Here is a 22,395-nt window from a genome sequence, read left to right on the forward strand (position 1 = left end):
CCATTGATTATCGCCCGGAATTTAGTAAGGCTGACTTACGAAAAGGCGAGACATGGGCACGAAACGCGAAAAAGATTCATTGGCATTCTTGCTGAACAGCAGCGCACGCCTGCTGAACAGTGCGTTTGAGCGCCGAATTTCTGAAGCTGGACTGGGTCTTACCCCCGGCGAAGCCCGCGCATTGCTGACGGTTGCCGTCGTTGATGGCAGCAAGCAGTCGGATATCGCCGCCCGGCTAGGCATCGAGCCGATGACGATCTGCGCCTATCTCGACAAGCTGCAGTCCCTCGATCTCATTGAGCGCCAGCAGGACCCGCAGGACAGGCGTTCCAAGCGCATCGTACTGACGAAGAACTCCACCGAGATGCTGGAAGCCGTGCGACAGGAAATCGATGAACTCGTCCGTCACGCCACGCAGGGCCTGAACGAGGAAGAGGTCGCGCTTTTCCGCAGCTTCCTGCAGACGCTTCGCAACAATCTCCAACCGGAACAGCCCGGCCCGAGCTGCTGACCGCAATGTCACCAGAAACGATCATGTCCAGAAAGCGCACGGCCATGCTCGGTGCGCTGCTGACGGCGCTGGCGCCAATTTCCATGGCCATCTATACACCGGCCATGCCGGAGCTGACGCGGGTTTTCGCCACGACAGAGTCCGCCATAAAACTCAGCCTCTCGCTTTATTTTGCGGGTTTCGCGATCGCGCAACTGCTCGCCGGCCCAGCCTCCGACGCCTTCGGGCGGCGCAAGGCAAGCCTCGTTTTCCTGTCCATCTTTCTGGGCGGCGGATTGCTTGCCATTTTCGCACCGACAATCGAAGTGCTGCTCTTTGCCCGGCTTATCCAGGGCATCGGGGCCTCCGTCGGGATGACAGTGGCGCGCGCCGTGGTGCGCGACCAGTTCACCGGCGCCGATGCTTCCAGCATCATGAACCTCATCGGTATCATGCTGGCTGTTGGCCCCGCCATGGGCCCGACAATCGGCGGGCTTTCACTTGCGGCTTTTGGCTGGCAATCGGTATTTTTCCTCATGGCCGGCCTCGGGGCTCTGGCCATCTTCTCCGTCGTGGTTTTTCTGCGCGAGACGACGATCCCGGACAAGAGCCTGATCCGCCCACGTCGCCTTTTGTCGGCCTATCAGACCTTGCTGAGCGCGCCGCGTTTTCTTCTGGCCGCACTGGTGCTTGGCGGGTCCATCGGCGCGCTTTATGCGCAGGCCACCATGCTGACCTTCATCCTCATCAACGAGGTCGGCATGACACCCACCGCTTTCGGTGTTGGCATGCTGATGCAGACTGGTGCTTATTTCTTCGGCTCCATTGCCCTGCGTTACATCGCACCGCGGCTGGGTGACCGTCGTTCGGTCGTCCTCGGCCTCTGTTTTTCGGCGACAGGCGGCCTTCTCATTCTGCTGTCAGTGTTCCTGATACCGCCATCCTTTCTCTCGATCATGGGACCCGTGGCGGTCGCGACGGTCGGCATCGCTTTGCTGACGCCTTCAATGGTAACGGCAGCCCTTGCCCCTTTTCCGCATATTGCCGGCTCGGCATCGGCAATGATGGGCTTCATTCAGATGGGATCTGGTTTTGCGGGCGGTACTGCAGCCTCGCTTATCGGTTCACCACTCACCGGCTTCGGCATCATCATTCCGGTGATGGAGTTCACGGCCGTTGCCAGCTATATCGGCTTCCGCATCGTTTCCAGAAGAGAGACATAAAAAAACCCGCCGGCGTCACCGCCCGCGGGTTTCATTATTTCCATTCCAGCAGAATTATTTGCTGAGGTTACGCTTGGCCAGTGTGCGCAGGCGCAGCGCATTGAGCTTGATGAAGCCCGCTGCATCCTTCTGATCGTAAGCGCCGTGGTCGTCCTCGAAGGTCACCAGCGCGTCGGAATAAAGCGACTTGGCGCTCTCGCGGCCGGTTACCATGACATTGCCCTTGTAGAGCTTCAGCGTCACTTCGCCTTCCACATGTTCCTGGCTCTTGTCGATCAGGGCCTGCAGCATTTCGCGCTCCGGCGAGAACCAGAAGCCGTAATAGATCAGCTCGGCGTAACGCGGCATCAGCTCGTCCTTGAGGTGGGCCGCGCCCCGGTCGAGCGTGATGGATTCGATGGCGCGGTGTGCAGCCAGCAGGATGGTGCCGCCGGGCGTCTCATAAACGCCGCGCGACTTCATGCCGACGAAACGGTTCTCAACCAGATCGAGGCGGCCGATTCCGTTTTCACGGCCGTAATTGTTAAGCGTTGCGAGAAGCGTCGCCGGCGACATTTCAACGCCGTTGATGGAGCAGGCATCGCCCTTGCGGAAACCGACCTTGATGACGGTTGCCTTGTCAGGAGCCGCTTCCGGAGAAATGGTGCGCATATGCACATATTCAGGTGCTTCCTGCGCCGGGTCTTCCAGAACCTTGCCCTCGGAAGAGGAATGCAGGAGGTTGGCGTCGACGGAGAAAGGCGCTTCGCCCTTCTTGTCCTTGGCGACCGGGATCTGGTGCTGTTCGGCGAAGTTCAGGAGGTCGGTACGGCTCTTGAACGTCCAGTCACGCCAGGGCGCGATGATCTTGATGTCAGGGTTCAGCGCATAGGCCGAAAGCTCGAAACGAACCTGGTCGTTGCCCTTGCCGGTGGCGCCATGGGCAATGGCGTCGGCGCCGGTCTTCTTGGCAATTTCGATCAGATGCTTGGAAATCAGCGGACGGGCAATCGAAGTGCCGAGCAGATAGACGCCTTCGTAGACGGCGTTGGCGCGGAACATCGGGAACACGAAATCACGCACGAACTCTTCGCGGACGTCCTCAACGAAGATTTCCTTGATGCCCAGCATCTCGGCCTTCTTGCGCGCCGGCTCGAGCTCTTCGCCCTGGCCGAGATCGGCAGTGAAGGTCACGACTTCAGCGCCGAGTTCCGTCTGAAGCCATTTCAGGATGATCGAGGTGTCGAGGCCGCCGGAATAGGCGAGAACGACTTTCTTAACGTCTTTCGGGAGTGCCATAGTGATGTCCATCTGCATGATGACGGCATCAGGACACCGCCATTTCCTCGGGATTTCGGCACTTTTACAGTGCAACCCGAAATGTGTGAAGCGCTTTTCCGTGAGATAAGCGACAAAACAATTGATGAGCGCAGATGACGGCCAGTGATGACCGGCGCGCCGATGGGAACGAAGCAATTGTCACATGCATTTAGAAAATTCGCGCTTTATCATAAAGCGGCGCGATCAACTTGAAGACCGTGAATGAAGCCACTCAGGTTCAGGCAACGTTGCAAACCGCTGGGAACAGCAGAAACGACGCGAAGGAGAAACCTATGACGACCATCCACCCCGCATTCAAGGAAGATAATGTCGCTGTCATCACGGGTGCGGCATCCGGCATCGGACTTGCCGCCGCCCGCAAATTCGCCGGTTTCGGCATGAGCGTCGTGCTCGTCGATCTCGATGGCGAAAAGCTCGCCGCAGCCCATGCGGATATTCTGACCGTCGCCAAGGACGGTGAAGCGCAGATCGTCGCCATCCCGACCGACATCTCGAAACTCGATGAGCTGGAGGCGCTCGAACGCGCCGTTATCCAGCGTTTCGGGCGTGTCCACGTTCTCATGAACAATGCCGGCATCCAGCCAGGAAGCGCCATCTTCGGACCGCAGTCCAACTGGGAAAAGATTATCGGTGTCAATCTGATGGGCGTCGTGAACGGCAGCCGCGTCTTCGGCCAGGGCATGATCGCCCATGGCGAGCCGGCGCTCATCATCAATACCGGCTCGAAACAGGGTATCACCACGCCTCCCGGTGATCCGGCCTACAATGTCTCGAAGTCGGGCGTCAAAACCTTCACGGAAGCGCTTCAGCACGAGTTGCGCAATGTGCCAGACGGCGCGGTTTCCGCCCATCTCCTCATCCCCGGTTTCGTCTTCACCGGCCTTACGGCCCATGGCAGGACGGAAAAGCCTGAAGGCGCATGGACCGGTGAAAAGACCGTCGATTTCATGATCGAAAGCATTGGCCGAGGCGATTTCTACATTCTCTGCCCGGACGGCGAGGTGGACCGCCCGACGGATGAAAAGCGCATTCTCTGGGCGGCCTATGATATCGTCCAGAACCGCCCGCCGCTGTCGCGCTGGCACACGGAATATTCCGCCGCCTTCACCAGCTTTTTGAAAAACTGAACTTTCAGCCGCCGCGCCTGGAAGGGTGCGGCGGCTCCTCTCTCCCGCAGGCGCGTCATCGCTCAAAAACTTGGCAGAAACACGAAACCGCGTTAAGCAACGGCAATCTCCAGAATTTACGGGTGCCGTGATGGATTTCGTTCCAAGCCTGCCAACACTGATCGCCTTCACCATTGCCATTCTGCTTCTGGCGGTGACGCCGGGTCCTGATATGACGCTCTGGATCAGCCGCTCCCTGCGCGAAGGCCGGGCGGCGGGCTTCATGACGCTGGTGGGAACCAATATCGGCATCACCGTGCACACGATGCTGGTCGCCTTCGGCGTTGCCGCCCTCATCGTCGCCTCGCCAACCGCCTTCATGATCCTGAAAACAGGCGGCGCCGCCTATCTGGTCTGGCTCGCCATCCAGGCGATCCGCAAGGGCTCGGATTTCGTGATGGTGAAAAGTGGCGGCGAAAAAGCGCAGGCCTCCCTGAAATCGGCCTTGCTGAACGGCATCTGGGTTAATCTGCTCAACCCCAAGGTCATCATCTTTTTCATGACCTTCCTGCCGCAATTCGTCAGCGCCTCCGATCCGCATGTGACCGGCAAGCTGATCTTCCTCGGCATCTGGTCGATCATCGTTGCGCTGCCGATCGGCATCGCCATCGTTGTCGCCGCCGATGTTCTCTCCGCCTGGCTGCAACGCAACCGGAAGGTTCTGCGCGGGCTGGATTACACGATCGCCGGCGTCTTCTCGCTTTTCGCGGTCAAGATTTTCTTCACGCAAACGCGCTGAGGGTAAATAAAAAGGCGCCGGAAGGCGCCTTTTTTTGCAATCAGCCGATGAGTAACTCGTCATCATCAAGCTTCTGGCCGCGTATCTTGCGGAACATGTCGATCAGGTCTTCGACCTCGAGATCCTTACGGCTGTCGCCGGAGACGTCGAGCACGATTTCACCGGCATGCAGCATGATCGTGCGGGTGCCATAATCCAGCGCCTGACGCATCGAGTGGGTGACCATTAGCGTCGTCAGCTTGCGCTCCGACACCACTTTGCGGGTCAGCTCCATCACGAATTCGGCCATGCCGGGATCAAGTGCGGCGGTGTGTTCATCGAGCAGCAACACGTCCGAACCGGATAGCGTCGCCATGACAAGCGAGACGGCCTGCCTCTGGCCGCCCGACAGAAGATCCATGCGGTCCTTAAGGCGGTTTTCCAAGCCAAGATTGAGCGAGGCGATACGCTCCTTGAAAAAATCCCGCCGGCCGCGCCCGAGCGCCGGCAGAAGGCCGCGGCGTTCACCACGCGATGCCGCGAGCGCCAGATTTTCCTCGATAGTAAGCGCACCACAGCTGCCCGCCAGCGGGTCCTGAAATACGCGCGCCACCCGTCCCGCCCGGCTGGCGGTCGACTTGCGGGTAACATCGGCGCCGCCGATCACAACCTTGCCCGCCGTCGGCAGGACATCGCCGGCCAATACACCGAGCAAGGTTGATTTACCTGCGCCGTTGGAGCCAATGACGGTGACGAAGGAACCATCCTCGATGGTGAGGTCGATCTTGGACAACGCCTGCTTCTGCAGCGGCGTGCCGCGCCCGAAAACGACCTGGATATCGGAAAGGGAAATCACGATGTTGCTCCCCCACGGCGCAGTCGGGGCAAGATCAACGCGATGGCCACCAATACCGCCGTTACGAAATTGAGATCGGACGCCTTGAGACCCAGCACATCGCTCGACAAAGCGAGCTGGATGGCGAGACGATAGGCGATGGAGCCGAAGACGCAGCCGATAAGGGCAATCAGAATGCCGCGCGCACCGAACAGCGTCTCGCCGATGATGACGGCGGCAAGCCCGACAACGATGGTGCCGACACCCGAGGTCACATCGGCAAAACCGTTGGTCTGCGCAAAGAGTGCGCCGCCAAGGGCGACCAGCGCATTCGAAAGAGCCATGCCGAGATAGATCTGGTTACCGGTCTTCACACCCTGAGCCCGCGCCATCCGGGCATTTGCACCGGTGGCCCGCATGGCAAGCCCGGCATCGCTCTCAAGAAAACGCCAGACGAGAATGACCGCGATCAGCACCAGCGCGCCGACGAAGAGCGGCCGCACCAGATATTCCGACAGGCCGAGGCCGTAAAACGGTGAGATCATCGTGTCCTGATTGAGCAGCGCCACATTCGGCTTTCCCATCACCCGCAGATTGACGGAAAACAGGGCGATCATCGTCAGGATCGAGGCAAGCAGGTTGAGAATCTTGAAACGGACGTTAAGCGTTGCGGTCACGATCCCGGCGGCAGCACCGGCAACCATTGCAATCGCCGTCGCGACCCAGGCATTCAGACCGGCGATAATCAGCACGGCAGCCACAGCGGCGCCAAGCGGAAAAGAACCGTCTACGGTCAGGTCAGGAAAATCAAGCACGCGGAAAGCGAGGTAGACGCCGATCGCCACGAAAGCGAAGACCAGTCCCAGCTCCACGGCACCCCAGAAGGCGATTTGGCTCACGGTAATGTCCTTGTTATTGCCGCCATCAGGCGGATACGGGCACCGTCTCGTGCCACGTAAAACGGGCGGCGAAATGCCGCCGCCCGCAATTCAGTCTGGTTTCGGTTCAGTCGATGACCTTGGTGGCGCGCTTCGTAACGCTTTCGGGGAAGGTGACGCCGGCTTTTTCAGCGGCCTTCTTGTTGATCACCAGATCTGTGCCGACAGCAACGGTTGCCGGAATGTCGCCCGGCTTTTCACCCTTGAGGATGCGGACGACGACTGCGCCTGTCTGCTTGCCGACATCGAAATAGTTGAAGCCGAGGGCAGCAACCGCACCGCGGGCGACGGAATCCGTATCGGCGGCGTAGAGCGGGATCTTGGCTTCGGAAGCAACGCCGGCTGCCGCCTCGAAAGCGGAAACGATGGTGTTGTCGGTCGGAACATAGATCACGTCGGCCTTGCCGACCAGCGCGCGCGTTGCGCCCTGCACTTCGGCGGACTTGGTGGCGACGGATTCGACGATCTTGAGGCCGGCCTTTTCAGCTTCGGCCTTCAGCAAAGCGAGCGTTGAGGCGGAGTTGGCTTCGGCCGAGTTGTAGATGAAACCGATGGACTTGGCGTTCGGCGAGATTTCCTTGATGAGCGCCAGATGTTCGCCAACCGGCAGCATGTCGGAAAGGCCGGTCACGTTGCGGCCGGGCTTTTCCATGCTCTTGATGAGCTGCGCGCCGACCGGATCGGAAACCGCGGTGAAGACGACCGGAATGTCGCGCGTGGCGGCAACGACGGCCTGGGCGGACGGCGTGGAGATCGGCACGATGACATTGGGGGCGTCGCCCACGAACTGGCGCGCGATCTGCGCTGCGGTACCGGGGTTGCCCTGCGCGGACTCGTACAGGAACTTGAGGTTCTCGCCTTCCTTGTAACCGGCTTCGGCAAGGGCGGCCTTCACACCATCGCGGGCGGCATCAAGCGCCGGATGTTCGACGATGGCGGTGACGGCGACGGTGACGTTTTCAGCCTTGGCCGGCAGAACGATGGCGCTCGCAGCAGCGAGAGCCAGAATGAATGCGCGCATGGATATCCTCCTGTTGGTTCCCTGTTTTCGTCTTCTTAGGAACAAGACAGTCTGAAATCAATCAGAGAACCGCAGCAAATCAAGCTTTATGGCGCAATTGCGGCTGATTCAGTCATCCGCGCCGTGGTTTGCGATCATCATCGCCTCGAAAGCCAGCCTTTCGGTCTTGCGCATGCGTTCGGATTCCGACTTCAGCTGACCGCAGGCGGCAAGGATATCGCGGCCGCGCGGCGTGCGGATGGGCGAGGCATAACCCGCCTGATTGATGAAATCGGCAAACTTCTCGATCTGCGCCCATTCTGAGCACTGGTAATTCGTACCTGGCCATGGATTGAACGGAATGAGGTTGATCTTGGCCGGAACGCCCTTCAGAAGCTGCACCAGCATCTTGGCGTCTTCCAGGCTGTCGTTCACATCCTTCAGCATCACATATTCGAAGGTGATGCGGCGGGCGTTGGAGAGACCCGGATAATTGCGGCAGGCCTCGATCAGCTCCTTCAGCGGATATTTCTTGTTGATCGGCACCAGCATGTCGCGCAGGTCATCGCGCACAGCATGCAGCGAAATCGCCAGCATGACGCCGATCTCATCGCCGGTGCGGAAAATTTCCGGCACGACGCCGGAGGTGGAGAGCGTGACGCGGCGCTTGGAGAGCGACAGGCCATCGCCATCGGTCGCAATCAGGAGCGCGGTCTTCACATGCTCGAAATTATAGAGCGGCTCGCCCATGCCCATCATCACGATGTTGGACACCTTGCGTCCCTCGCTCGGCACATAGGCGCCGACCGGCGTCGAACCATCGGGAAAATCGCCAAGCCGATCACGAGCCAGCAGCAGCTGGGCGAGAATTTCCTCAGCCGTCAGGTTGCGCACCAGGCGCTGCGTACCGGTGTGACAGAAGGAACAGGTCAGCGAACAGCCGACCTGGCTCGAGATGCACAGCGTGCCGCGCCCTTCTTCGGGAATATAGACCGTCTCGATCTCGACAGGACGTCCCGCACCACGCGGCGGAAAGCGCATCAGCCATTTGCGGGTGCCGTCATTGGAGATCTGCTCCTCGACGATTTCCGGGCGGGCAATGGTGAAGGCAGCCTTCAGCTTCTCGCGAAGCTCCTTGGCGACATTGGTCATATTGTCGAAATCGGAGACGCCGCGCACATAAAGCCAGTTCCACAACTGGCTGACGCGCATCTTCACCTGCTTCTGCGGCACGCCGATCTCGGCCAGCGCCTCGCCCATTTCCTCACGCGTCAGGCCGATCAGCGACGGCTTGCCGGACATGAGATCGCTATTGGCGATCAGCGGGGTTTTGACTGCCAGGCCGGCAGGGGCTTGCATTACGGACATCACGCTATCCCATCATTCCATGCATCGCACGACCGACCTGTCGGATAGGCGGAAAATCGTCTGCATGTCGAGAAAATCAAAGGCGGAGCACTTTTCGCGCATCCGCCTGTCAATGTTGCCGCGCCTTTAGCATCAAACTGGCAAAAACGCAAATGGCCGGTCAATGACCGGCCATTTTCAGATGCGATGAAGCGCCAGGATTACTTGCAGCTCTCGATTTGCTTGAGAGCTGCCGAAATACCCGAAAGCGAATAGGAATAGGATGTCGCGGTGCCGCGGCCTGAGACTGCCTTGACGGTCATCGACTTGCCGCCCTTCATGGCAGCAACGAGAGCCGGTTCTTCAGCGGCGTTCTCAACCCAGGCAGCCTTGTCCTTGGTGAACATGACGAAGTTCTTGTTGTCGATCGTCACATTGACCTTCGAGCCCTGCTTCAGCGGATAACCCACCATGGCCTGCGGCTCGTAGGAGATGTTCTGGCCGGGGCGCTGCGACACGATGAAGAAAATATCGCCGTGATCGACGCTCGCCGGTTCCTTGGCGGTCGGAATGGAAAGAACGTAGCAGACGGTGCTGTTGCCCGATTTGTACGAATAGGCACCCCATGCATTGAACTGCTGGATGCGCGTGGGCGACTGTGCAGATGCTACGCCGACGCTGGTCAGCAAAATGGCCGCTGCGGTTGCTACACTTCTTACAAACATAGAATTTCCTGCCGGGTTATTGTCTTCCATTGGCCCGAAGCAGCGGCGAGCCCAGTTTCTGGATCGGCCACGTTCAGGTGCGGATCGTCTTTTCTCATTGTGGTCGGAAAGCGGTTACCAAACCGTCAACAACACGCATAAAATGCCGGAAACGTCTTGCGGTGTTACAGATTGGCGACTTCCCGACGCCCTGAGGAGAACGGCGTGGCACGCCCTTCCCTCGTGTGTAAGACACATAAATTCAGGCAAGAATTTGTCACCCGCCGGGCTCTGCCGGACGGACACATCACAGAGACGTTACCCGGCTTCCTGCTGTCGCTTCAGCATGGCGTCAGCCGCCTCGTAGTGCTCCATCTTGATATGAGCACGGATCATGGCAAGCGCTGCCGTGATGACGGCAATATCATCGGTAAAACCGATGACGGCCAGCACGTCAGGCACGGCATCCATCGGCATGATGAAATAGGCGAGCGCCGCCAGGATGATACCCTTTGCGCGCAGCGGCGTGTCACGGTCGATCGCGCAATAATAGGCGGCCGCCGCATCGCGTGCGAAGGGCACTTTTGACATCACACGCTTCAGCTTGGGCCAGAATTTCGCCCGCACCGCATTCTCACGCTCCTGCTGCCTGTCGGTTTCACCCGGCAGAAGAATTTCACCGATTTTCACATCATCCATGATCGACGGTCCTCCGGTCACGGCTATTATATGGGATTTAAGGTCCGCGGTTCAATTGCTTCGGCCCGCGGCCGCCTTCTGCATGCCTTCGGCCAGAAGAAAATCCCGCTCCGTCACACCCTGAGAATCATGGGTGGTGAGGCAAACCTTGACGCGCGAATAGACATTGGACCATTCGGGGTGATGATTGAGCCTTTCCGCAACAAGTGCGGATTCGGCCATGAAACCAAAAGCCTCTGCAAAACTCGAAAACTTGAAGGAACGGACGATAGCCGCCCCGTCTTCTCGCAGGGACCAGCCCTCGAGTTTCGACAGGGCCTGCCGGATGGCGTCCGGCTCGAGTCTGGGATATTTCATGAACTTGCCTCCGCTTGAGACCCTTTAACGCTTCAACGACGGGATCGACGCATATTCCATGAAACATACAGCTATTCTTTTTGTCTGCATGGGCAATATCTGCCGTTCACCACTTGCCGAAGGCGTTTTGAGAAATCTTGCCGAGGACGCGGCCATGTCCAATCATCTCAGCATCGGTTCTGCCGGCACCGGCGGCTGGCACGCGGGTGATGCGCCCGATCCCCGGTCCATCGCCATTGCGCAGCGGCACGGCATCGATATTTCCCGGCAACGGGCAAGGCAGGTCACCCGGACGGATTTCAAAACCTTCGACCTGATATTCGCCATGGACGAAAACAATCTGGCGAACCTGCTGCAATCGAGCCCGGAAGAACACCGGCACAAAATCCATCTCTTCATGGACTATGCCGTTGGCCGTCGTGAGAACGTCCCCGATCCCTATTACGGAGCCGAGGACGGGTTCCTTGGCGTCTACAACATGCTCTTGGCAGGATGCAGATCGTTGCTCGAAAAGATGGAGCTCGACCGGGCCTCGTGAAGCGGGAACGCCTCTTCAACGATATAGGGCCCGCCGCCCACCGATTCCTTCGACGACATCAGCACAAAACGGCCGACCGTGAAGGGCGAGGTGCGGAAGTTGCCGCGTCCGGAAAGATAATGAACGACATCGTCCAGCCGCGAGGAGCGCAGCCGCGCCAGCGTGACATGCGGCATGAACTTGCGCGGATCGGGCGGGAGACCGATCCTCTGGCAGATTCTTTCGACCTCCGCCTGCAGCGCATGCATTTCCGGAGAGGGAGAAACCCCGGCCCAGATGGAATGCGGTTTCTTGGAACCGAAGGACCCCATACCGGTGAGATTGAGCTGGAATTCCGGCCTTTCGATCCGGTCCAGCCTGTCCACGACCTCATCGGCGGTCCGCCCGTCGATGTCACCGATAAAACGCAGGGTTATGTGATAATTCTCCACATCGATCCACCGGGCTCCCGGCAGACCACCGCGCAACAATGAGAGGCTCATAGCCGCATTGCGCGGAATTTCGAGGGCGGTAAACAGTCTCGGCATGGCGAGCTCCCCGAATCTCTTGGCAGAACAAGCATAGCGAATCACGCAATGCAGATGGGCGCAAGTGCTTATTTTTTTTGCGCACCGATTGTCTTGATGAAGCTTTCAACAGCCGGCAAAGATTTTTCAACCATCATCGCCACACCCCTGGTATTAGGGTGCATCTTGTCATCCAGCTTCAGCGCATCATCCGTCACGACGCCATCCAGAAAGAAGGGATAAAGCGGCAGGTTGTATTTTTCGGCAAGCTTCGGAAAGATCGGATTGAAGCGCCTTGCATAGTCATCGCCCATATTCGGCGGCGCCATAATGCCGACCAGCAACACGGCTATGTTGCGCTTCTGAAAACCGGAAATGATGGCGTCGAGGTTCTTTTCGGTCTGTTCCGGGGGGATTCCGCGCAGGGCGTCATTGGCGCCAAGTTCCAGAATGACCCCATCAGTACCATCGGGAACCGACCATTCCGCCCGTGCCAGACCACCGGAGGAGGTATCGCCGGACACACCGGCATTGGCGATGGCGACATTGACGCCCTTGCTCTTTAATGCAGCCTCAAGCTGTGCAGTGTAGCTGTCGGTGGGGGGCAGCTGATAGCCAGCCATCAGGCTGTCGCCGAGGCCGACCAGTTGCAATGTCCGCTCCTGAGCCGTGACAACAGTGGCGGAAAAGGCGGTGGCGAAAATGACGATGAAGTGAAACAGGGCAGCTTTAAATCTCATCACGGCTTTCCTAACTTGGTTTCCATTGTCTGAAATACTGACCGCATCGACCGCCAGACCGTTTTCATCACTCTATATAGGAACGAGAATTGTGACGAAAAGCATCATAGAGCTGAAGAAAGCCGACCTCACGCTCGGCAATGCCGCCGCCTCCGTTCACGTTCTCAAGAACATCGATCTTTCAATTGGACAGAGCGAGGCGGTTGGTATCGTCGGCCCTTCCGGATCGGGAAAGTCGACGCTTCTGATGGTGCTTGCCGGTCTTGAGAGGCTCGATAGCGGTGAAATCATCATCGCCGATACGAAACTGCACAAGCTCGGCGAGGATGCACTCGCGGATTTCCGCGGCCGGAATATCGGCATTGTTTTCCAGTCCTTCCACCTCATCGCCAACATGACAGCGCTGGAAAATGTCGCCGTTCCACTCGAACTGGCAAACACCCCGAACCCCTTCGAGATCGCCAGACGCGAGCTCGTCGCCGTCGGCCTCGGGGAACGTCTCAACCACTATCCCGGCCAGTTATCGGGCGGCGAACAGCAGCGTGTCGCCATCGCCCGTGCACTTGCCCCTTCACCGGCCGTACTGATTGCTGACGAACCGACGGGCAATCTGGATACCGATACCGGCAGGCAGATTGCCGATCTTCTTTTTGCCAAACAGGCCGAGCGCGGCATGACGATGATCCTCGTCACCCATGATCCGTCGCTTGCCGCCCGTTGCTCACGGCAGATCAAGGTGCGCTCCGGCGAGATAGAAGGTGACAGCGCCACCTCCCAGATGGCGCGGGCGGTATCCGCATGACCGGACCCATTCTCCCGTCTTTTGCCAATATCAGAAACGCAGCGAGGCTCGCACGGCGCGAAATTCGCGGCGGCCTTCGAGGTTTTTACATTTTCCTTGCCTGTATCGCGCTTGGAACCGGCGCAATCGCCGCCGTCAATTCCGTCTCGCGGGCGGTCACCAGCGCCATTGCCACGGAAGGTCAGTCCATACTGGCAGGTGACGTACGTTTTGAACTGCGCAACAGGGAAGCAACGCAGGAAGAACGGTCCTATCTCGATGAGCTAGGCACCGTCGCGGTTTCCACCGGGCTGCGCTCCATGGCGCGCCTTGCCGACGGCTCCGAACAGACGTTGACTGAGGTGAAAGCCGTAGACGGCTCTTATCCGCTCTTTGGCGCCTTTGTCGCCGAACCCGACCGGCCGTTAAGCGAGCTTCTGGCTGGCGCCGGCGATACCTACGGCGCCATCGCCGCACCGCTTCTGCTGGAACGGCTCGGCATTAAGATCGGCGATGAAATCCTGCTCGGCAATGTGAAGCTGAAACTGACAGGCACCGTGGTCGACGAACCGGATGCGCTGTCTGACGGCTTCGGCTTTGCGCCAAGGCTGATGGTCAGTCGCGATGCCCTTTTTGCCTCCGGCCTCATTCAGACCGGAAGTCTGGTCGAACACGCCTACAAGATCAGGCTGAACGATCCTTCGACGCGGGCGACGATGAACGACGCGGCCAACAAGGCCTTTCCCGATGCCGGCTGGTCCATCCGCACCAGCGACCGGGCGGCACCTTCGCTCACCGAAAACGTCAACCGCTTCTCGCAATTCCTGACGCTGGTAGGCCTCACCGCCCTCATCGTCGGCGGTGTCGGCGTCGCCAATGCCGTCCGCGCGTTTCTGGATTCCAAACGCACCACGATCGCCTCGCTGAAATGCCTGGGCGCACCGGCCTCCGTGGTCACCATGACCTATCTCTTCCAGATCGCCTTCATTGCCGCCGTCGGCATCGTCATCGGCCTTGTGGTCGGCGCCGTCGCGCCACTCATCGCCATGCGGTTTCTGGAAGGCGTATTGCCTGTACCGGAAGAGCTCGCCTTTTACCCCGGCGCTCTCGGTCTCGCCGCCCTGTTCGGCCTCCTGACCACGTTCGCCTTCGCCATCGTTCCCCTTGGTCAGGCGCGTGAGGTTCCGGCAACCGCGCTTTTCCGCGAACAGGGCTTCGAAGAAGGAAGCTGGCCATCCTGGCCCTATCTTGCAGCAACCGGCCTGCTGCTGGCGGCGCTTGCCGCCCTCGCCATCTTTTCGGCGGAAGACCGCTTCATCGCCTCGATCTTCCTTGCGGCCATCGCTTTTGCCTTCGTGGTGCTGCGACTGGTGGCTGCGGGCGTAAAGGCCATCGCCAAGCGCAGCCCGCGCGTTCATTCGGCGGCGCTGAGGCTGGCGATCGGCAATATTCACCGGCCTGGCGCACTCACCCCCTCGGTCGTTCTTTCCCTTGGCCTCGGGCTGACGCTCCTCGTAACGCTCACGCTGATCGACGGCAATCTGCGTCGCGAACTGACGGACAGCCTGCCGGAAAAGGCACCGAATTTCTTCTTCGTGGATATTCAGGGCAGCGAAGTTCAGGGCTTCCGCGATCTTGTGAAGCGGGAAGCACCGGACGGAGCCCTGACCGAAGTACCGATGCTGCGCGGCCGCATTCTGGCGCTTAACGGCGAGGACGTGACAAAAATGGACGTGCCATCTTCCGGACGCTGGGTGCTGCGCGGTGACCGGGGCATCACCTATTCCCAGGAAATGCCTGAAAACGCGACACTGACGGAGGGAACATGGTGGGGGCCGGATTATAGCGGCGAGCCGCTGGTCTCCTTCGCAGCGAAAGAGGCGGGGGATCTGGGCCTCAAGATCGGCGACACGGTCACCGTCAACGTACTCGGACGCAGCATAACGGCCAGGATTGCCAATCTGCGCAATGTCGAATGGGAATCGCTTTCGATCAATTTCGTCATGGTGTTTTCACCAAACACCTTCCGCGGCGCACCGCATGCGTGGCTGGCAACACTTGCCGACCCTTCCGCTTCCGCCGCCGATGAAGGCCGCATATTGCGCGCTGTCACCAACGCCTATCCGACGATCACCAGTGTGCGCGTGAAGGATGCGCTCGACGTCGTCAACCGCCTTGTCGGTCAGCTTGCCACCGCCATTCGCGCCGCTGCCGCGGTCGCCCTGATAGCCTCCGTCCTCGTTCTCGCCGGCGCTCTTGCGGCCGGCAACCGCGCGCGAACCCACGATGCGGTCATCCTGAAAACGCTGGGCGGTACACGAAACCTGCTCATCCGCGCCTTCTCCTACGAATATATGATGCTCGGTCTCGCCACCGCCGTCTTCGCGCTTTTCGCCGGCGGCGTCTCCGCATGGTTCGTGATCGCCCGCATCATGAAGCTGCCCTCCAGCTTCCTGCCGGATGTGGCGATCGGAACCCTCGTCGTCGCCCTCGTCATGACTGTCGGCATCGGGCTCATCGGCACATGGCGGATTCTCGGGCAGAAGGCAGCTCCGGTTCTCAGGCAGGCGGGTGAATGATCGTCGGTTGTGTACGGCTTAACTTTAACGATTAATTCTTTGTAATGATCGCCAAAACGTGAGTGCTTTTCGCGCATATGGTGTCTTTTCGACTGGAAAAGGCCTTGTATCGAACACGTTCTGCCATCATATTCTTGGGCAGGCTTGCTGAAGCTCCGCAGCGGCGCCCGGGAGGTATCCCGACACCGTAGCAATTACGGAGCTCAAAAGAGGAAACAATGGCTGACTTCAATAACTACCAGAACCGCATGGCGCAGAACCGTGCACAGACTGGTGCGATGATCGATGAAGGTCTTCGCGCCTACATGCTCAAGGTTTACAACCTTATGGCGCTGGCTCTGGTCATCACCGGTGTTGCAGCGTTCGGCTTCGCAATGCTTGCCACGACGACTGATCCCGCAGCAGCGGTTGCAACGCTGCCGAATGGCAAGATGCTGACCTCGCTGGGCGCGCTTGTTTATGCGTCGCCGCTGCGCTGGGTCGTCATGCTGGCTCCGCTGGGACTGGTTTTCTTCCTTAGCTTCCGTATTCAGAACATGAGCGTTTCCGCCGCTCAGACGACCTTCTGGGTTTACGCTGCTCTGATGGGCGTGTCGCTGTCGTCGATCTTCCTGCGATATACTGAAGGAAGCATCGTGCAGACGTTCTTCGTGACCGCCGCCTCGTTCGGCGCGCTCTCGCTTTACGGTTATACGACGAAGAAGGATCTTTCCGGTTTCGGTTCGTTCCTGATCATGGGTCTGTTCGGCCTGATCATTGCCTCCATTGTCAATATCTTCCTTGGTTCCGGCGCCCTGCAGTTCGCGATCTCCGCGATCGGCGTGCTGATCTTCGCAGGCCTCACCGCCTACGACACCCAGAAGATCAAGGAAATGTATTTCGATGCTGACGATGTCGCCGTCGCAGGCCGCAAGGCCATCATGGGCGCACTGACGCTCTACCTCGACTTCATCAACCTCTTCACCTTCCTCCTGCAGTTCCTCGGAAATCGCAACGACTAAGGTTAAGGGTTCGATTGCCCGACATGCGAAAGGCGGCCCTTCGGTCGCCTTTTTATTTGCAAAGATTCGTCACCCTTATCCGCCAGAGACATGCAGTCCGCTTTTGCGAAAGATCATTCGATGAGTTTCAGAACCTTGTCGAAAACCTTCAGAACCTGCGGCAATTCATGACCACGTTTCAGAATCCGGCCATCCGTATTCACCACGCAATAGGCCCCCTGCTTGGCCGCCAGCTTGGGGTTTTTCTCGATCCTGAAAAGCGGCATTTCACCTGACCGCTTGAAGACGGAAAACACCGCCTTTTCTTTCAGGTGATCGATGGCGTAGTCACGCCACTCGCCCTCTCCCACCATGCGGCCATAGATGCGCAGGATCGCATCCAGCTCGCGCCGGTGAAAGGTGACAGGCAAAGGGTCCTTGTTCTTTTTATATTCCCGGAGGTCGATAACGGTGGAATTGTCACGTGAAGCGGTCTGCACCTGCTGCACATCCGGTTGATCGGTCATCCAATACCTCCGATTCCACCCAAATCATCCATGTAGTGTGAGCCTGAGGGGGCGAAATTGCAAGTCTTTGCACTATCGTGACGCACAGGACCGGCAATTCCGGGAAAGGTTTCACAGGCTTCGAACTGCAGCCGGTCCAGAAGGCGCCAGCACGGAATGGCGCCCTATCCATCCCTCTGGAGTGACTGCCGACGGCAAAAGCAGAGGTTAAAAATGGTAACCATTTAGGCAGCCATTTTCACATGGCCTGCCGTATTTCGGTCAAACCATGGCCCGAATTGGATGGAATAGTCCTATTGTCAATTGATGCCTAGGCACCAAGATGACCCGGTCCGGTGCATTGACCCTTTACCCCCAGCCCCCAATGCCCGGACCGGATCTTCCATCGCCCGACAGGCGATCAGGGGGTTTCATTTCCAAGCAGAATACTTGCACCCACGATTGCCGCAGGATCACCGCCGGCATTGGCCGTCTGCAAAAGCACAGCGCAGCCGCCCTTTTTCACCTTTGCCACCACACTCGCCGGAAGCTTCACCGTCATCGGTGAACCATCCCACATGCCGACGGTCTGCACATCATAGACGCTGTGCCAGTAGGACATTTTTTTCCCCTGGTTTTCGCCCTTCTGCACATCGACGGTCTGCTCGCGGGTGAAATAGGCCACGACGACGTCGGCCTTGCCGCTGCCGGCGCCAATATCGATTTCCACCTCGTCACCGGCAAATTTCGACGAGACCGGCACATTCAGGCCTTTGCCCTCGCGCTTGAATGCATCAAGCCTGTCATAGATACCGCGCACATCCGCTCCCTTGACGTGGTCGCGGCCGTTCAGAATGGCCTGCGGCGTATAGACCCCGTTGCGACCGAGTGCGCGCATATAGCCATATTGCCGATCGGTATTTTCCTTCGATGCCAGCGAATCCGTCCAGCCCAGATAGTTCCAGTAATCGACATGGTAGGAAAGACCGACGACATCGCCCTTCTGGATCATCTTGCGCAAAGCTTCATCCGCCGGCGGGCACGAGGCACATCCCTGCGATGTGAACAATTCGACGACGCCCTTCACGGCCTCCTGCGCCTGCGCGGAGGTGACGAGAAACGTGCCGAGAAGACATATCGACAGGGGGAATTTAAGCGGCATTACAAAAACCTTTGTCCGGAAGAGATCCAGACGAATTGATGCGATCAATCCTGCCGGGATGCAAACCGGAAAATAACGTCTATTGCCCTTCAATAGAAAGTCACGAAGGGGTGAGCGACAATCACAAAAAAAGAGAGTTGAAACGGAAAGACGCCGGGATTCCTCCCGGCGCCTTCGATTGTCAAAGCTTTACGCGGCCAGATCGCGAAGTACGGTCTGCAGAATGCCGCCATTATTCATGTAGATCACTTCATCAAGCGTATCGATGCGGCAGAGAAGCGGAACATCCTTCACTGTACCGTCGCTGTAGGTAATCTTGGCGATCTTCTTTTCACGCGGCTTGATTTCACCTTCGAGACCATCGATCTCAACGATTTCGTCACCCTTGAGATCGAGGCTCGCCCAGGTCGTGCCTTCCTCGAAGACGAAGGGCACGACGCCCATACCCACGAGGTTCGAACGGTGGATACGTTCGAAGGATTGCGCGATGACAGCCTTGACGCCGAGCAGGTTGGTGCCCTTCGCCGCCCAGTCGCGAGACGAGCCGTTACCATATTCGACACCGGCGAAGATAACGAGCGGAACGCCTTCCGCCTTGTATTTCATCGCGGCGTCATAGATCGACATCTCTTCCTTGGACGGATAGTGGATGGTGTAACCACCTTCCTTGCCGTTCGGGCCGAGCATGTGGTTGCGGATGCGGATATTGGCGAAGGTGCCACGCATCATCACTTCATGGTTGCCGCGGCGCGTACCATACTGGTTGAAGTCGGCAACGGCGACGCCATGCTCCGTCAGATAGGCGCCGGCCGGCGAAGCAGCCTTGATCGAACCGGCCGGAGAAATATGGTCGGTGGTGATCTTGTCGCCGAAGAGACCGAGGACGCGCGCACCTTTGATGTTCTTGAGGCCGGTTCCCTTTTTGCCCATGCCGACAAAATAGGGCGGGTTCTGAACATAGGTGGACTGGTCGTCCCAGGCATAGGTCTGGCCCGGGGGAACCTGAACGGCCTGCCAGTTGGCGTCACCCTTGAACACGTCGGCATATTTCGTTTCGTAGAGCTCGCGGGTGACGTATTTCAGGATGAATTCCTGGATTTCCTTGGAGGTCGGCCAGATATCCTTGAGATAGACCGGGTTGCCGTTCTGGTCGTCGCCAATCGGCTCCTTGGTCAGGTCCTTCTGGACCGTGCCGGCAAGCGCATAGGCTACAACGAGCGGCGGCGAGGCCAGGTAGTTCGCCTGTACGTCAGGCGAGATACGGCCTTCGAAGTTGCGGTTACCAGAGAGAACACCTGATGTGATCAGGCCCTTGTCGTTGATCGTCTTGGAGATCGCAGGCGGCAGCGGGCCGGAGTTGCCGATGCAGGTCGTGCAGCCGAAGCCGACGAGGTTGAAGCCGATCGCATCGAGATCCTTCTGCAGGCCGGATTTGTCGAGATATTCGGCAACGACCTGCGATCCCGGCGCCAGCGAAGTCTTCACCCACGGCTTGGACTTCAGCCCCTTGGCGACAGCGTTGCGGGCGAGAAGGCCGGCCGCGATGAGAACCGAGGGATTGGAAGTGTTGGTGCAGGAGGTGATGGCGGCAATCGCCACATCGCCGTGTCCGAGATCGAACTCCTCGCCCTCGACCGCATAGCGGCTGTGGAGCTGGCCGGGCTTCTTGTAGTCGTTCTCGAGAGCCGTTGCGAAATTCGGCGCAATGGTTTCGAGCGGCAGGCGGCCTTCCGGACGCTTCGGGCCGGCCATAGAGGGCACGACGTCACCGAGATCGAGTTCCAGCGTGTCGGTGAAGACGAGGTCGGAACCGTCGCCCGTACGCCACATGTCCTGCGCCTTGGAATAGGCTTCGACGAGAGCGATACGGTCCTTGGCACGGCCGGACATGGTCAGGTAATTGATGGTCTCACCGTCAACCGGGAAGAAGCCGCAGGTCGCGCCATATTCCGGGCCCATATTGCCGATGGTCGCACGGTCGGCCAGAGACATCGAATCAAGGCCGGGGCCGAAGAATTCGACGAACTTCGAAACCACGCCCTTCTTGCGCAGCATCTGCACAACGGTCAGAACGAGGTCGGTCGCGGTGACGCCTTCCTTCACCTTGCCGGTCAGCTTGAAGCCGATGACCTCAGGCAGAAGCATGGAAACCGGCTGGCCGAGCATGGCAGCTTCAGCCTCGATACCACCGACACCCCAGCCGAGAACACCGAGACCATTGATCATCGTTGTATGCGAATCCGTACCGACGCAGGTATCCGGATAAGCGATCGTCTCGCCATCCTCTTCCTTCGTCCAGACGGTCTGGCCAAGATATTCGAGGTTGACCTGGTGACAGATGCCGGTGCCGGGCGGAACCACGCGGAAGTTCTTGAACGCCTGCTGGCCCCACTTCAGGAAGCGGTAACGCTCGCCGTTGCGTTCATATTCCAGTTCAACGTTGCGGGCGAAGGCGCTCGGAGTGCCGAATTCATCGACGATAACAGAGTGGTCAATGACGAGATCGACGGGAACCAGCGGGTTGATCTTTTCCGGATCGCCGCCAAGAGCCTTGATACCGTCGCGCATGGCGGCAAGGTCAACCACGGCGGGAACACCGGTGAAGTCCTGCATGAGAACGCGGGCGGGGCGGTAGGCGATTTCGGTTTCGGTCAGGCCCTTGTTACCAAGCCATTCGGAAACCGCAAGGATATGTTCCTTGGTGACGGACTGGCCGTCCTCGAAACGCAGCAGGTTTTCGAGTAGAACCTTCATGGAATAGGGCAGCTTGGAAACGCCCCTCAGGCCATTGGCTTCAGCCTTGGGAAGGCTGAAATAGACGTAATCCTTACCGTCAACGGTAAGGACGGAACGACATTTGAAACTGTCGAGTGATTTGGGCATGGATAAAAACCCCGCTTACACTGATAGCCAACACGTTCGTGCGGACACCTATGCACTCATGCACATCAGGATGCGGGTACGACCATTTCCGCTGTCCGCACGTGAAAATTGCTCCTCGCAATCGTCAAGTCCGGCGCAAGATGATGTTCACGCCGGCCGCTGGCGTGTTGACACCCATATAGATAATTTCAGACAAACGTGCCAGACCATTCAACCAAGCTAATCGATTTTTTTATCGAGACGACGAAATCTGAAACGGAACCGCAGCATGGATTTGACGGCGGAAAATCTTGGCGTGCGACGCGGCGAAGATTTCATATTCATGAATATTTTCTTCAAGTTAAGCGACGGAGAGGCGCTGGTGCTGACCGGGCGCAACGGCTCGGGAAAATCCACGCTGCTGCGCACGGCGGCCGGTCTTCTGCGGCCCGAGCAGGGACGGATGAAGATAGCCGGCGAAGGAATTGAGCCGGATATGCGTCCTTCGGAGGCCTGCCATTATCTCGGCCATCGCAATGCCATGAAAACCGAACTGACCGTTTCGGAAAACCTGCGCTTCTGGAAGGATTTCCTCGGCGACTTTGCTGGCGGTACGAGCATGGCGATTGATGAGGCAGCGGAGATCGTCGGCCTTGCAGGCATTACCCACCTGCCCTTCGGTTATCTCTCCGCCGGCCAGCAGCGGCGGTTCGCCATGGCGAAGCTTTTGATTGCATGGCGACCGGTGTGGATTCTCGATGAGCCGACCGCGGCGCTTGATAAGGCTGCGGACGGGATGTTTACCGCTCTCGTGAAAAACCATCTGGGGAAAGGCGGGATCGTCCTGGCGGCGACTCATCAATCCCTTGGGTTGGAAAATGCGCGGGAATTGCAGATGACGGGGTTTGCTGGGGTGGAGGCTTGGGCATGAGGGTGATGTACGC

At 58.7% G+C, this 22,395-nt stretch carries 22 protein-coding genes; 9 read left to right on the top strand and 13 right to left on the bottom strand.

The genetic code is table 11. The annotated features are described in order from the left end of the window. Positions 1–52 precede the first annotated feature (52 nt). Positions 53–511, top strand: coding sequence for a MarR family winged helix-turn-helix transcriptional regulator (locus CFB10_RS09485; RefSeq protein ID WP_020010854.1), 459 nt, complete (start codon positions 53–55; stop codon positions 509–511). A 5-nt stretch (positions 512–516) separates the two neighbouring features. Then, a complete protein-coding gene (locus tag CFB10_RS09490; RefSeq protein ID WP_026372519.1) occupies positions 517–1,713 on the top strand; it encodes a multidrug effflux MFS transporter in 1,197 nt (398 codons plus the stop codon). Between the two features lie 54 nt (positions 1,714–1,767). Here CFB10_RS09490 and CFB10_RS09495 read toward each other — a convergent pair whose 3' ends face one another. Next, positions 1,768–2,991 (bottom strand): argininosuccinate synthase, encoded by a 1,224-nt coding sequence (locus CFB10_RS09495; RefSeq protein ID WP_026363761.1) that lies wholly within the window; start codon positions 2,989–2,991, stop codon positions 1,768–1,770. Positions 2,992–3,305: 314 nt separating this feature from the next. Here CFB10_RS09495 and CFB10_RS09500 point away from each other — a divergent pair, with 314 nt between their 5' ends. Together CFB10_RS09500 and CFB10_RS09505 are read left to right on the top strand one after the other, a co-directional pair. Then, on the top strand, positions 3,306–4,160 hold the full coding sequence (locus CFB10_RS09500) for an SDR family NAD(P)-dependent oxidoreductase (RefSeq protein ID WP_026363760.1): 855 nt from the start codon (positions 3,306–3,308) through the stop codon (positions 4,158–4,160). Positions 4,161–4,290: 130 nt separating this feature from the next. Beyond that, positions 4,291–4,938 carry a LysE family translocator gene (locus tag CFB10_RS09505; RefSeq protein ID WP_020010850.1) on the top strand — a complete coding sequence of 216 codons (648 nt, stop codon included), beginning with the start codon at positions 4,291–4,293 and terminating at the stop codon, positions 4,936–4,938. 40 nt (positions 4,939–4,978) lie between these two features. Here CFB10_RS09505 and CFB10_RS09510 read toward each other — a convergent pair whose 3' ends face one another. The 7 genes from CFB10_RS09510 to CFB10_RS09540 form a co-directional block, all read right to left on the bottom strand. Then, complete coding sequence (locus CFB10_RS09510) at positions 4,979–5,773, bottom strand: ABC transporter ATP-binding protein (protein WP_020010849.1); 795 nt, start codon at positions 5,771–5,773, stop codon at positions 4,979–4,981. Further along, a complete protein-coding gene (locus CFB10_RS09515; RefSeq protein ID WP_003505036.1) occupies positions 5,770–6,651 on the bottom strand; it encodes an ABC transporter permease in 882 nt (293 codons plus the stop codon). Before CFB10_RS09515 ends, CFB10_RS09510 begins: the two co-directional genes overlap by 4 nt. Before the next feature lie 106 nt (positions 6,652–6,757). After that, positions 6,758–7,711 (bottom strand): ABC transporter substrate-binding protein, encoded by a 954-nt coding sequence (locus tag CFB10_RS09520; RefSeq protein ID WP_020010848.1) that lies wholly within the window; start codon positions 7,709–7,711, stop codon positions 6,758–6,760. Between the two features lie 108 nt (positions 7,712–7,819). After that, positions 7,820–8,992 carry a 23S rRNA (adenine(2503)-C(2))-methyltransferase RlmN gene (gene rlmN, locus CFB10_RS09525; protein WP_077998729.1) on the bottom strand — a complete coding sequence of 391 codons (1,173 nt, stop codon included), beginning with the start codon at positions 8,990–8,992 and terminating at the stop codon, positions 7,820–7,822. 266 nt (positions 8,993–9,258) lie between these two features. After that, a complete protein-coding gene (locus CFB10_RS09530) occupies positions 9,259–9,762 on the bottom strand; it encodes an invasion associated locus B family protein (RefSeq protein WP_003523183.1) in 504 nt (167 codons plus the stop codon). Between the two features lie 297 nt (positions 9,763–10,059). Next, the gene (locus CFB10_RS09535; RefSeq protein WP_003505043.1) at positions 10,060–10,440 is read right to left on the bottom strand and encodes a YkvA family protein; all 381 of its coding nucleotides are present in this window, start codon (positions 10,438–10,440) and stop codon (positions 10,060–10,062) included. 51 nt (positions 10,441–10,491) lie between these two features. Next, a complete protein-coding gene (locus CFB10_RS09540; protein WP_020010847.1) occupies positions 10,492–10,797 on the bottom strand; it encodes a 4a-hydroxytetrahydrobiopterin dehydratase in 306 nt (101 codons plus the stop codon). Between the two features lie 58 nt (positions 10,798–10,855). On the opposite strand from CFB10_RS09540, the gene CFB10_RS09545 reads away from it, so the two are divergent. Continuing rightward, positions 10,856–11,335, top strand: coding sequence for a low molecular weight protein-tyrosine-phosphatase (locus CFB10_RS09545; RefSeq protein WP_081629556.1), 480 nt, complete (start codon positions 10,856–10,858; stop codon positions 11,333–11,335). On the opposite strand, the gene thpR is transcribed toward CFB10_RS09545, so the two are convergent. Then, positions 11,269–11,862 carry an RNA 2',3'-cyclic phosphodiesterase gene (gene thpR / locus CFB10_RS09550; RefSeq protein WP_003505049.1) on the bottom strand — a complete coding sequence of 198 codons (594 nt, stop codon included), beginning with the start codon at positions 11,860–11,862 and terminating at the stop codon, positions 11,269–11,271. The genes CFB10_RS09545 and thpR overlap by 67 nt on opposite strands. Positions 11,863–11,930: 68 nt before the next feature. Further along, positions 11,931–12,581, bottom strand: coding sequence for an arylesterase (locus CFB10_RS09555; protein WP_020010845.1), 651 nt, complete (start codon positions 12,579–12,581; stop codon positions 11,931–11,933). 91 nt (positions 12,582–12,672) lie between these two features. Here CFB10_RS09555 and CFB10_RS09560 point away from each other — a divergent pair, with 91 nt between their 5' ends. The 3 genes from CFB10_RS09560 to CFB10_RS09570 all read left to right on the top strand — a co-directional run bounded on the left by CFB10_RS09560 (position 12,673) and on the right by CFB10_RS09570 (position 16,942). After that, positions 12,673–13,383, top strand: a complete 711-nt coding sequence (locus CFB10_RS09560; RefSeq protein ID WP_020010844.1) for an ABC transporter ATP-binding protein — start codon at positions 12,673–12,675, stop codon at positions 13,381–13,383. After that, on the top strand, positions 13,380–15,941 hold the full coding sequence (locus CFB10_RS09565) for an ABC transporter permease (RefSeq protein WP_020010843.1): 2,562 nt from the start codon (positions 13,380–13,382) through the stop codon (positions 15,939–15,941). The genes CFB10_RS09560 and CFB10_RS09565 overlap by 4 nt, the downstream gene beginning before the upstream one ends. A 218-nt stretch (positions 15,942–16,159) precedes the next feature. Next, positions 16,160–16,942 (top strand): Bax inhibitor-1/YccA family protein, encoded by a 783-nt coding sequence (locus CFB10_RS09570; protein ID WP_020010842.1) that lies wholly within the window; start codon positions 16,160–16,162, stop codon positions 16,940–16,942. A gap of 113 nt (positions 16,943–17,055) precedes the next feature. Here the strand turns inward: CFB10_RS09570 and CFB10_RS09575 are convergent, their stop codons facing one another. The 3 genes from CFB10_RS09575 to acnA all read right to left on the bottom strand — a co-directional run bounded on the left by CFB10_RS09575 (position 17,056) and on the right by acnA (position 21,472). Further along, complete coding sequence (locus CFB10_RS09575; RefSeq protein WP_003523170.1) at positions 17,056–17,448, bottom strand: DUF2794 domain-containing protein; 393 nt, start codon at positions 17,446–17,448, stop codon at positions 17,056–17,058. Positions 17,449–17,848: 400 nt separating this feature from the next. Further along, positions 17,849–18,589, bottom strand: coding sequence for a thioredoxin family protein (locus CFB10_RS09580; RefSeq protein ID WP_020010841.1), 741 nt, complete (start codon positions 18,587–18,589; stop codon positions 17,849–17,851). 189 nt (positions 18,590–18,778) lie between these two features. Beyond that, a complete protein-coding gene (gene acnA, locus CFB10_RS09585; RefSeq protein ID WP_020010840.1) occupies positions 18,779–21,472 on the bottom strand; it encodes an aconitate hydratase AcnA in 2,694 nt (897 codons plus the stop codon). Positions 21,473–21,740: 268 nt separating this feature from the next. Between acnA and ccmA the strand changes: the two genes are divergently transcribed. Continuing rightward, complete coding sequence (ccmA, locus tag CFB10_RS09590) at positions 21,741–22,382, top strand: heme ABC exporter ATP-binding protein CcmA (protein ID WP_020010839.1); 642 nt, start codon at positions 21,741–21,743, stop codon at positions 22,380–22,382. The last annotated feature ends 13 nt before the right edge of the window (positions 22,383–22,395 follow it).

This window comes from Agrobacterium sp. 719_389, assembly GCF_900188475.1.
Taxonomy (GTDB): domain Bacteria; phylum Pseudomonadota; class Alphaproteobacteria; order Rhizobiales; family Rhizobiaceae; genus Agrobacterium; species Agrobacterium radiobacter.